This is a genomic window from Chitinispirillales bacterium ANBcel5 (genome assembly GCA_029688955.1).
In the GTDB taxonomy this organism is placed as follows: Bacteria; Fibrobacterota; Chitinivibrionia; order Chitinivibrionales; family Chitinispirillaceae; genus Cellulosispirillum; species Cellulosispirillum alkaliphilum.
Map to the genome: position 1 here is coordinate 151927 of JARUKZ010000002.1, position 11451 is coordinate 163377.

Sequence of the window (11451 nt, forward strand, 5' to 3'; positions counted from 1 at the left end):
TCTTCGCGCCATCCTATTTCCGGGGCAAACGAGCATTGCGCATAACGGTCACGCAACTCGCTTGCTGTACCATAAAGTAATGCGGAATCTTCATAGCTTTACTTTGTGGTGCAGCAAGTTGGCGCTGTTATGCGATGTTCTTGAGCTTTTTTTATAAGGCGCGATCTTTTATCCTTAATAATCTGACTTTATATTTTGTTTTGCGAGGGCATTATTAAGTGCATCAATATAATATTCCTTAGCAGTCTCGTAATGGAAACCATCAGTTTGAATTTTTGGTTCATATTGATATGATCGACTTAAACCATATGCACTATACTCAAATAACATAGAATCTTCTGGTAACTTTGAATAATCAATAATTTTGTCAATTCTAGTTAAATTTGAAGGATGAGTTTCGGAATCCCCAATTCTATTGAAAAGCTGATCGATAAGCTCAATTGCAATAAAAGCGGTTACCATTCCAAAGTAATGTGTGTTTATATCATCGCAACACTGCTTAAATTCATTTGATTGTTCAAATGCAGCAAAAAAATCACAGCATATTTCATCTTCAGGCTTTGCTTTAATACTATCCAAATAGTCATAGTGATAATGAGCTAATTCATGAAGGACAATAAAAACAAAAGCTTCGATAAAAACAGTGTTTGCCTTTAATATGTAATATTCTAAATTGGTCTCAATAATAAATGGATTGGGAAGAAATGCATCAAAAGTGGAGTTTTTATAGGTTCCCCATTTGTTTAAGGGTGAATTAATTAAACTTAATGCAAAATCTAATAACTCACGCGCGGAAGATACCTCGTAATCACCTATTGGAAACTTTGAATTATCACCATTTTTTCGTAATACTATAGCTTTTTGATAATCATATTCAACGATTGAATTGAAACATATACACCATAAAATTGCTAAAAATCTAGGGTTAATGCCTATTTCGGCAGATTCTTTATTGCCATTGATTTCTACAAGGTAATTTTCTATATTAAAATTACTTACCTTAACTATTCGCAACGACTTGGAGTTAAGCAAATCTTTAAAATGTTCATATGAAGGGATAGGTTGGATTCTTTTTTCAATTGAACCAATAAACTTTGTAAAAAAATCATTAATGTTGAATGTGTTTAAATATTTTTTATATGCCAAAACAAATGTTCTTTCCATTCTATTCACTCCTAAGTATAAGCATTTAAGAATATTCTAATTTCTCGTTTTGTATTATTTCCTCGCGTCTTCATTTCCTAAAAGCTTAAGAGTTTCGCACAACGGATTGGCCAATGTACGAAAATGTGCAACTAAATATACTAATCTACCCTAGCGAAGCTTTGCAAATTTTTGTACTTGGTCTGTTGTGTGCCTGTTTTGCACATTACCATAGTATAATTTTTTTGCGCCATCTTAGTTTTATAATCAGCTGGCTCCTATTCTCTCGCGTATTCATTAAGAATTATTACACATGAAATGTTTTCAAATTTTTAAGTAATTAAGAATTTCTATTTCTATCTTCCGATTCTTCCTAATAACGCCTTGCTCACCGGTTAATTAGGAGCACAGAAAGTAATTAATCCGTGTGCAGCAACAATTATAACTGTCTATCATTTCCGCCAATCTTTGATATATAAGACTTTGTTATTATCCAGTTGTATGACTTTCTTAGCTTTTAATTTCTTTTCTGCTACATCACCGTATTTTTCAATTTCATCGATTGCGATAAACGTTTGCTTGCCTGTAGATTCATACAGTTTGATCAATTTCGCTACTGCGTCATTCTGGATATTCTTAAATAATACTGAATCATGTATCAAGAAAGGTAAAACCGTTGTTTCCAAAAATGCTAAATCAAGTAATATTAAATTTGAGTAAGCCTTGCCAGTTCCAGTATCTTCAACCAATTCAAAATTGTAGTTATTTTGACCAAGCTTTAGAGTCGGGCTTCTTCTTTCCTCGCTATATATCTCAGTAACATTTTTTCTATTTTTGTCGTTTAGTATATTTTCAATTAACTTTAAAATTCTAATTTTTTCAGCGGCTAGAAGTTCCTTTGCATCTCTTAAGTCAGACTTTATCTGTGCATCTGTTTCAAAGTATTCAATCTCTTTACTGGCTACAGAGTGATCTTTAGAGAGTTCGTAAACCCTATCGATAACGACATTAGGATTATCAATTTCTGCTAAGGAAACAGAAATCTTTCTGTCGATCATTTCGATCTCTTCAATTATTGAGGACAATATTAGAGTCAATTCAGCCTCACTACTCTTTAACTCTTTTCTAAGTATTTTGGTTATATTTGAGTGGAATGACTCAACTTCTTCTAGCCTTGAAGTGCTTACATTAGGAAAGTATTTTAATAATGGTTCTAAGTGTTTGCTTTTGATGGCTTTGTTTTGTTTTAGATCATTTCTGACACGAAGCAGACGGCTATCTAATCTAAGCTTTTCTGACAAAAGCCGATCTTTTTCAATTTTTAACTCCATTACCTCTCTATTGGCGATCTCTGAAATATTAACGGCATACTTCTTTAAATTATTTTTAATTTCCTCGATCTCGGCATCTATGGTAAGTATTTTGGTAATGTTTTCTTTGTACTTCGTCTTCGTTGTTTTAGAAATTAAACCGGTCTTAGCAGCTTTATTGATTGTGGCTATTTCTTCACTTTTGCTTTTTACATTATCTGCAAGTAACCTTATTGGTTCGTACTTTTTAAAAAGTTTGATTGTGTTTGTTATACAATCTGAGGGCTTTTGTCTTTTAAAGCTATGAAGAGGATGTTTTACATCAAGGTTTTCTTTGCCCCAAACTCTAGAAAAAAGAGACACTATCGATCGAAAAGATAAGTCGACATCCCCCAATGAATATGACGCCTTAAGAAATGTAGTGTAGTTTTCAATGCTAATAGGTTCAATCTCCGCATATTTATTGTCACATCTATAAATTAAGTCTGGCTTAAAAGTTCCCCTTTTAAACGGGAAGCTATCTTTCCCGAACTTAAAGGTAAAAAAGTACTCATGATGGCCCAGTTCTTCAATGACATCCTTATTATGCTGGAGAAATGATTTGCCTCCATATATAAAATCAATCACCATTAGCAACGTGGATTTACCAATCGAGTTCGTGGCAACACTGTCACCTAAAATAACATTTAGGCCTGTGTGAAAGCCGATTGCTTTTTCTCGGAACATCTCGCATCGAATTTCAGTTAACATACTTAATCACTCCTTTGTCTTTTTCTAACTCGATCTTTTCCAGAACAAAAAGCACATCAAGCGCCAACATAAACTCACTAATATCTTCGAAGTTATTTAACCGAAGATTAATCAGCTCCGACAAGGTAATTGTTTCAACGTCGTCGAGTATTAAAACGCTTATTTTGGCTAAAATTGATCTATCTAAATTTGTAAACTTACTAGGAAACGCCATTAGAAAACCTCACAATTTTGAACAAAAAACGAGGCCATAATTTCTGCTGCATCACTTGTTTTTGGTTTTGTTTTCGCATAAATCCAAGAAACTATATTCTCAAATATGGCTTGCTGATTGATACCCATTTTTTTCTGCTTTATATAATATGTTTTGATTTGTAGAGATATAATCTCAGACATATCGGAATTGACACTATCTAGCTCTGCAAATTTATTCCGGATAAAGATATAGTATTCTCGTACATTACCTTTAATTTTAACTTTGGTTGGTCTGGAAATAGTTGAATCCAACTTTTCATCAACCTCTCTAGGAGTGAAATCAATTTCAGCCTCATTTTCTAGTTCTGGATCATCATAAATAGCCTCAATGATCTGACTAATCTCGTCTTCAATCGTATATGTTCTCCAAATAGCTTCCTGTCCGCTACGGTCAATAAGCTTCCTCTTTAATCCCAATAGGTTTCGATATTCTTCTACAGTTCTAGGTTTATCGAACTTGCCATGACATATTTCACAAAGAGGTATGATATTGTCCTCGTCATTAACATCATCGCTTAAACGCTCTTCATTTTTGAGCAACAGTTCTTCTTCTTTAGTTGGATTTAATGGGTAAATATGAGCCAACTCATAGTTTTTGAAGCTCTTGCCATTCTTTTTATAAAAAAGAGGCTCAGCACAAAGGGGGCACACTCGACTTACCTGTGATAGCAAGGCTACAATTTGTGCTTCTGAATATTTCTGTCTTGGATTACTCATCCTTGAACCACTTTCATATTATTTAGAATTGTCTATAAGTTACCATTAAATGCTAAGCTGGTTCACTCGCAACCAAACTAACCCGCACTAATATTTTGGTAAATAGCTAACGCACGCAGGTGAAATTGTTGCTTACCGTGCTAGTGTAGCAATACTTAAGCTCTTTGTTATAACATTTTTTCCGCTACTATTTTTGTAATTCTTGTTTGTTCTATTTTTTTTCAGAATGTTTTCAATTGCTTTATTCCGTCTTGTATTTGCATTTATCGGCTTTATTACGCCCCGCCTCCAACGTTATCTTTGTTTCTGGCGCAAACAAATCAATAATAGGCTTGTGCAAAACGGCTGCGTAGCAATTGTTGTTTCCGCTATATTTGTATTGTCCCAGTTTCGTCTATACACCCAAAATCGACCCTTTTTCTCCCTAAAACTTCATCTGTCATCCCAAAATGGGCACATATCAGAAACTCTCACATCCTCGGCATACTCTCATTTCACTTTTAAGCACTTACTCTTTTTTAACACATTTTTGTCGTCAGCCCGCTCATATCCTCACACACATTACACCAGTAATTATATAAATTACCCTAAAACGAGCTCTCAAACCCAAAAATATGAGAACATCTTCAATTAGAGCAGTGGATTGTGAGCTATGAAGGTGCGAAAGGAGCATAATACCGTAAACTGATAACGTGAAAATGACAGGTACATTATATAAGGTAAATAATAGGAGAGGTTGATGCAATACACTATGCAATTTTATCAGATTTTGTCCACCGACTCACGCCCGGGGGTTCCACCAACCCCCACTGCTCCCGCCAGGTGAGTTCTCAAAGGTGGCGCGTTATGTTTCAAACAGTGTATCGTACGTTTAGTGGGACAGTACCTTCAGGAATATGTATTATACCGGCTGTATTTACATTCATACGCATCTTGCCTGAGCTTCTACAACCGCAAGTTTATAGTTTAAAAGTCAGTTTTGGCAGAACGGGAGGTGAAAGGCGACTCCTACGCTAAAGCCCCCGGAACACGGGACGCCAAAACCAACATCCATACCCAAACCTTCGGCTCTTTGGTATACCCCAAAAAAAAGCACGCCATACAGTCCCCGTTTCCGGTTTCACCTATTAATCTCGACCGTTTTTAACCAGGAAAAGTACTGCTAACCGGTAGATAATCCAATAAAAACAACCCATAGCAAAATCATACTCACTAAAAGCGATATCTGTAGTGCATATCAGAGCGTATTGCATACACTGGTGGTTGGGTTATAAACAGAATAACCAAAGAGTATCAACGCTAATCAACAACCGTGAAAACATCATTGTTACGATTCCGGAAATGGTCGGTTTGTAGTGTTTAAACAGGTGTTTTTAAGAGGGTGTTAATTTGTTTGTAACCAACGCTGACTGAGTTATCACTATGGCAGTGCCCTGTTCGCAGTAGGCGTTTTTTAGCTTTCAGGGTGCAGTATTGGCGTTTTTAAGCGAAAAGAGGGCTGTTTGCACTATATGTAGAATATGGCTACAGGCTGCTTTTGACCCTAATCAGCCAGATGTGATACTGAATACAGCAAAGGTGACACTCAAAACAGCGTTAGGTAAACAGTGATACGGGGATTTTGTGACTTCAGGCAGAGATTATGGCCAAAAAGGTGGAAAAAATTCGTTTTTAGGCAAAGGGGTGCCGGTTTCGCCTGAGTTCCGGGCGAAAATATGAAGGGTGGCGTATGAGCCGGACGGTTATTTAAGCAGATCTGTCTGGTTCAGAAGTGCTCTTTGGTACTGAGATACCTTCCTTTTTATCGCTTAGGTCTGTGGAAACAGGTTTCTGACTGGTTTGTGAAACCAAAACTGTTTGGCTCTTTTGTGCCGACTCGTTGTTTTTCGCGGTATCTTTTGCTAACTCCTCTTTCTTTTTTAACGCGGCTCTCTTTTTGCTTCTGTAGCGATAGTTTTTCCTGCGGTAAGCGCTGCTGTAAAGTTTCAACCGTTCGCTGTTTGCACCAAACAGATAGGTAACAAACGCGCGTGCTTCCGCGATAAGACTCTTCATAAGTGTAAATGCTTTGTTTCGTATCACCCGCATCTGACAGGGGCCCTCTTCAGAGTAGGCGTGGGCATAGAGCCGGCTCAGTTTATCGCCAAATGTCTTACAACTTTCAATTGTAGCCATGTTAAAGTTTATCTTTTCAAGATGGTGTTGGTATTTTTTCCCCAGCTCAGAGAGAAAGTGCAGATTCAGTATCATTATCTCCTGTTTAGGTCTTCTGGGAAAGGGTTTTAATTTCTCCATGGCCTCTTTATCTTCTCTGCAGGCAAATCTAAGTGCCTTAAGTACCTTTTTGCGTAACATGTACCCCTCTGCCCGGTGTTCTCTCCATACCTTTACCGCTTCAAGCTGATCACCAAGAATTGCCGTAAGCTTTGCTTCTGCTACACAAAACGTCCCCACAGCTTCTTTAATGCGATCGGTGATGCTAATGTCGTAGCCTATGCTTTTAAGCTTCTCTTCATCCTGACGTAACAATGTAACGGTTACCTGCCCCTCATGTGCTGATACATCAACGGGCATATCGGGACGCCGTATGGTTTCAAACGTTTCGTTCATTAACACCGGGGCGAGTTTGTCATACGCTTCATACGCTGTCATTGTGTGAATGTCCTTTCTAAATAGGTAAAAAATGTGCCGGCTCAGCAGCATTATTTAACAGTGAGCCGGCTTTTACGGGTGTTTATACTGCTGTAATTAATTCATCTTTCAGGATATCAGAGGGAGTAGATTTTTCCGCGCTGTTACGCTGGCGTCTTCTCCAGCTACTGTAATAGAGGGAAAGTCTGTCGGGGTCATCATGCAATACATACTCAGCTGTAGCGAGTACTTCAGACATTTGTCTGCGCATGTAGGTAAACACACGGTCTCTAATGTTAACATTCTGACACGCGCGTGGTTCCAGTGATGCTACAGCCCATATTTCGCAAAGGACCTCTGCAGCTTTCCCGGATTCTTCGATGGTATTCATGTCAAAGCTTTTTATCTTTTCAAGCTCCTCCAGGTAGTTTTTGGCTAATTGATAATAGCTCCTTAAATCTTGTATGAGGTCTGATTTTCTGGCTCCTTCACGTATCTTGGCTATCTTATTAAGGGCATTCCGGTCACCTCTGAGCGCAAACGATAGTGCCCGGGCCATATCGGATCTAAGCTCATAACCCCTGCTTTCATTCTCAAGCCATTGCTCTCTGATCTCCGACTTGTCTCCCAATGATGCCAACAGTTTAGCTTCAGCCACACGAAGCGCCGATGCGGCCATGTTAACCTCAGAAATGACTTTTGGGCTAAGTCCTGCCATGGTCAACGCGTCCTTATCCTGCGTAGCAAGAGTTCCCATCACCCTGCCTTCATGCACCGCGACATCAATCGGCATATCAAGCTTTCTTACTTCATCTGCTGATATAATATCAAGAATTGGTAGAATGTGGTTATAGGATTGAGTGTCATTCATAAATACACCTCCATAGAAAAGTGAAATGGATTAATAGTATAAACAAACCGGGCATAACTACCCGTTGGTTATCACTTAAACAATCTGAGAATAGAGATTTTTACAATTCACTTCATAGAGGTGTAACAGTGGTCAGTTTTAACGTAGTCGAAGCTTTTGTCACCCTCTGCCAGCAGAATATTTTACAGCGGTTTCTGCTGTTAACCATCACCTTTTTGTGGCATAAGTTCAAAGTGGTCGGTAAGTAAAAAGTGATGTTTTAAATAAATTACTATTTGGGCAATTGCTGGTGTTAATTTTTTTAAAAAATAAATAAAAAATAGCTGGTCATAGCAGGAACACCACTCTTGTCTAAAACAGGATATAATATCATGGAGGGTTACTTAGTTGAACTATGCACACTGAAGGAATCCTTGCCCGCAGGGACTACCTATGTACAGATATATGTATATGGGGTATTGAAGAGAATGGTTTGAACGCAGAGGCGCAGAGATCGCCCGTTCTCCGTAGAGGACTACTGCGAATGGTGAACCAAGGATTAACGCTTCGGATTACAGCTTGGAGAATGCCGTAATCACAACTGTATGAAAACTTAATTCACCTAAACGCGAAGCGTTTACCTCTGCGCCCTTTGCGCCCTCAGCGTTTTAAAACCCCTTTACTGTGTTCACCAATGGTGCAGGGGTAAAACGCGCCAGGGGGGGAAAGGGGAAGGGAAAGGAGAGTAAGTTTATGGGTCTACTTCTGACTTCTGTCTTCTGACTTCTGTCTTCTGACCTCTGTCTTCTGACCTCTGTCTTCTGTCTTCTGTCTTCTGACCTCTGTCTTCTGACCTCTGTCTTCTGACCTCTGTCTTCTGACCTCTGTCTTCTGTCTTCTGGTACCCACTGAAGGGGAAGGGAAATGATGCTCGGGTAAAATGCGCCAGGGGGGACGGAAGGTGGCACTTTCTTAAGTGCCAGTGCCCTCAAAAAGCGAAGTCCTCGTAGCGCTATAAACGAGGCACCGAGGAGGTACGACGAGCCTGGAGGACATAGTGCCCGAATGGGTACAACCGGTGCCGTCCGCGGCAGGCGCCCGAGATACTCTAGTCTTTATCTTTACTCATCATAATGGCTTGGTGGCACTTTCTTAAGTGCCAGTGCCCTCAAAAAGCGGAGTCCTCGTAGCGCTACAAACGAGGCACCGAGGAGGTACGACGAGCCTGGAGGACATAGTGCCCGAATGGGTACAACCAGTGCCGTCCGCGGCAGGCGCCCGCTACATCTTTACATCTTAGCTTTGGCCAAGTGTCAGTCTACTATTATCTATAATTTGGACTCAGCGGCTTTGGTGGTTCCGCGAGACTTTTGCTCCTTTTTCCACCGCCGCCAAAGAATAAAGGTGCGAAGATAGGGGAATCGTATCAGTCCGGTAAGAAAAGGCAAAAGAATACGCCAAAGAGAGGTTTTGCTTTTCATCTCAAAGTCAAAATCCAGATGATAGGTCATAAAAACCGGTTCGAAATTCAGAACATATCGGCGACTTCTGTTTAAACCTAATGTGGACTTTAGAGCGGTAACATACCCATAAAGCCTGCCCATTTCTGAAGGATCCTGGAGACCGGCCTTTACTCTGAGGTTGAAGAGGTTAAATTTTATTATAGACAGCATTTTTTTAATTACCGAAAAAACACATCTGATTACCTTCTGTCTCCAGCGCAGATTAAGGAAAAGATTCGCGTACAGAGTACCTTTAAGCTTTTTTAACCCCCCGAATCTATCTTTTTTCTCTGTGTCTTTTTTATAGACCGGTTCCTCTTCAGTAACTTTTTCCTCAGCTGGTTCCGCTACCGGCATCTCTTCAACTTCAAAAGTTTCTTCAGCTTCTTGCTCCTCTTCAACAGCGACCTCTTCAGAAACAACGTCCTGCCACTCATCCTCTTCACCACCACCACCGGTTTGAATTTTTCTCCCAAAAAGCCTCCCCTTCAACGCGGCAGAAAAGGAATCGTACTCCAAAGAGAGAATAAAGGCGTGTATCCATCGAAGCTTTATTCTACCCGCAAATGTATTATCCACAAAAGAGATCTTTGCCTGCATCCTCAGTGAAGAGAACAGGAGGATTAAAACAACCAAAAAAATAAAAGCGAATATCCACAGCACAATTGTCCAGAACATGACTTACCTTATCAGAGTAGTAGATTCGACAGAGTTCTCAGAAGAACCCCGTTTTTTTATCACAGGTCCACATTCAGTAACTACTTCATCCATTGCTATATCATGACAATCAACGGGTAATGGTTCTTTGCTTATCTGACAGTTAAAGGCCAGACCGGCAACGAAAGCGTTGCTTTTAATATCACACAGAAACGAGTCGTAGAACGCTTTTCCTCTGCCAAGTCTGTATCCTCTCATATCAAAAGCAACTCCGGGACAGAGCACACACTCAAGATCATGCTTGTTAAAGTTGTCCCTGATAGTTAAAACCGGCTCCATCACCCCGTAAAGACCATCAGTGATCTGGGTCTGAAGGTTGGTTATTTGCGCGATACCTAAGGTGTTTTTGTCGCAATAGGGAATCACCACTTTCTTTTGTTCCCTAATCAGCTCATCCACTATAAACAGCGTTTCTACCTCTGAGCCGATGGTAAGATACACCATAACCGATTCTGCGTTTTTGAATTGATCGACTGTAAGCAGATGATCATAGATGGCACGGGAAAACTTCGCGCGCTCCTGAGCACTGTAGGCTCCTCTAAGCTTGAGGAACTGTTTTCTGAGTGCCGATTTGTGGCTTTGTGTTGTCATCAAGATATGGTTTGCGATAGTTTCCTCTGCCAAATTTCCTGAGTGTACGTATAAATCAGACGTAGCTACTACTGATACAACGTTTTGGTATTGCGTTTAAATCAGTATTTTATGAAAAAATACCCCGTTACCCAACTTTTATTTTTTCTCAACCTCCAAAGGTACTAAAAATATATTTAAGGACATACAGTTATACCATCCATTCTCGTGAAAGAGGTTTTATGGCCCAGGAAGATATTCCGGTTTATGGAATTCATGCAGTTGAGGAGCTTATTAAAAGAAGAAAGCAGGATATAGAACACGTTTATATCGATAAGGACAAGCGCAACCAGTCTCTTTTTAATCTGATGAAGATCTGCAGAAAGGAACGCCTGAGTTATAATATGGTTCCGGAGATCAAACTAAACCACCTTGCCGAAACCAAAAGGCACCAGGGGGTGGTGGCGTTTTGCAGCATAAAGCCCTACACCAGCGCCGAACGGCTCCAGGAGATTATTTCAGAAAAAGAAGCCCCCCTGTTACTGGTTGCCGCTTCAATGGAGGACCCGGGCAATCTTGGAGCAATCATTCGATCCTCGGTGGCTTTTGGGGTAGATGCCCTGCTGCTTGAGAGAAAAAACACGGTCCCTCTCAATGCATCGGTAGCCAAAAGTTCTGCTGGAATGATAGAAAATATTGAAATCAGCAAGCCCCGAAACCTCGAAGGGTTATTAAAAGAGTTAAAAGAGAAGGGGTTTGCCATCGCGGGAGCTCACGCTTCAAAGGGAGATTTACTTCCAAATTCAGACCTTAAGGGTCCCATGGTACTCATCTGTGGTGGAGAAAACAGAGGTATTCCACCCTATCTTGATAAGCTCTGCACCACATTTCTTAAAATACCCATGTCTTCAAAAGCACAGTCCCTGAATGCCTCTGCAGCAACAGCAGTAATGCTCTATGAGTGTGTGCGTCAGAGAATGGAATAGCTAAGATCATTATGTGGTAT

At 40.0% G+C, this 11451-nt stretch carries 8 protein-coding genes; 1 reads left to right on the forward strand and 7 read right to left on the reverse strand.

The genetic code is table 11. The features are described from left to right. Positions 1–174: 174 nt before the first annotated feature. The 7 genes from QA601_01835 to QA601_01865 form a co-directional block, all read right to left on the reverse strand. Positions 175–1164, reverse strand: coding sequence for a hypothetical protein (locus QA601_01835; protein ID MDG5813802.1), 990 nt, complete (start codon positions 1162–1164; stop codon positions 175–177). A 431-nt stretch (positions 1165–1595) separates the two neighbouring features. After that, positions 1596–3203, reverse strand: coding sequence for a DUF2326 domain-containing protein (locus tag QA601_01840; GenBank protein MDG5813803.1), 1608 nt, complete (start codon positions 3201–3203; stop codon positions 1596–1598). A gap of 213 nt (positions 3204–3416) precedes the next feature. Then, on the reverse strand, positions 3417–4175 hold the full coding sequence (locus tag QA601_01845; GenBank protein MDG5813804.1) for an HNH endonuclease: 759 nt from the start codon (positions 4173–4175) through the stop codon (positions 3417–3419). A gap of 1746 nt (positions 4176–5921) precedes the next feature. Beyond that, positions 5922–6827, reverse strand: a complete 906-nt coding sequence (locus tag QA601_01850) for a hypothetical protein (protein MDG5813805.1) — start codon at positions 6825–6827, stop codon at positions 5922–5924. 82 nt (positions 6828–6909) lie between these two features. Continuing rightward, entirely contained in the window at positions 6910–7677 is a 768-nt protein-coding gene (locus QA601_01855) for a hypothetical protein (GenBank protein ID MDG5813806.1), read from the reverse strand. Positions 7678–8984: 1307 nt separating this feature from the next. Continuing rightward, positions 8985–9836, reverse strand: coding sequence for a hypothetical protein (locus QA601_01860; protein ID MDG5813807.1), 852 nt, complete (start codon positions 9834–9836; stop codon positions 8985–8987). Positions 9837–9839: 3 nt separating this feature from the next. Continuing rightward, positions 9840–10499, reverse strand: a complete 660-nt coding sequence (locus tag QA601_01865) for a 5-formyltetrahydrofolate cyclo-ligase (GenBank protein ID MDG5813808.1) — start codon at positions 10497–10499, stop codon at positions 9840–9842. Between the two features lie 188 nt (positions 10500–10687). On the opposite strand from QA601_01865, the gene rlmB reads away from it, so the two are divergent. Further along, positions 10688–11431, forward strand: a complete 744-nt coding sequence (gene rlmB, locus QA601_01870; protein ID MDG5813809.1) for a 23S rRNA (guanosine(2251)-2'-O)-methyltransferase RlmB — start codon at positions 10688–10690, stop codon at positions 11429–11431. Positions 11432–11451: the final 20 nt, after the last annotated feature.

What these genes read in the sequence shown, in the direction of transcription:
- QA601_01835 (MDG5813802.1), bottom strand. Translation starts at nt 1,164, where the DNA reads ATGGAAAGAACATTTGTTTTGGCATATAAAAAATATTTAAACACATTC.
- QA601_01840 (MDG5813803.1), bottom strand. Translation starts at nt 3,203, where the DNA reads ATGTTAACTGAAATTCGATGCGAGATGTTCCGAGAAAAAGCAATCGGC.
- QA601_01845 (MDG5813804.1), bottom strand. Translation starts at nt 4,175, where the DNA reads ATGAGTAATCCAAGACAGAAATATTCAGAAGCACAAATTGTAGCCTTG.
- QA601_01850 (MDG5813805.1), bottom strand. Translation starts at nt 6,827, where the DNA reads ATGACAGCGTATGAAGCGTATGACAAACTCGCCCCGGTGTTAATGAAC.
- QA601_01855 (MDG5813806.1), bottom strand. Translation starts at nt 7,677, where the DNA reads ATGAATGACACTCAATCCTATAACCACATTCTACCAATTCTTGATATT.
- QA601_01860 (MDG5813807.1), bottom strand. Translation starts at nt 9,836, where the DNA reads ATGTTCTGGACAATTGTGCTGTGGATATTCGCTTTTATTTTTTTGGTT.
- rlmB (MDG5813809.1), top strand. Translation starts at nt 10,688, where the DNA reads ATGGCCCAGGAAGATATTCCGGTTTATGGAATTCATGCAGTTGAGGAG.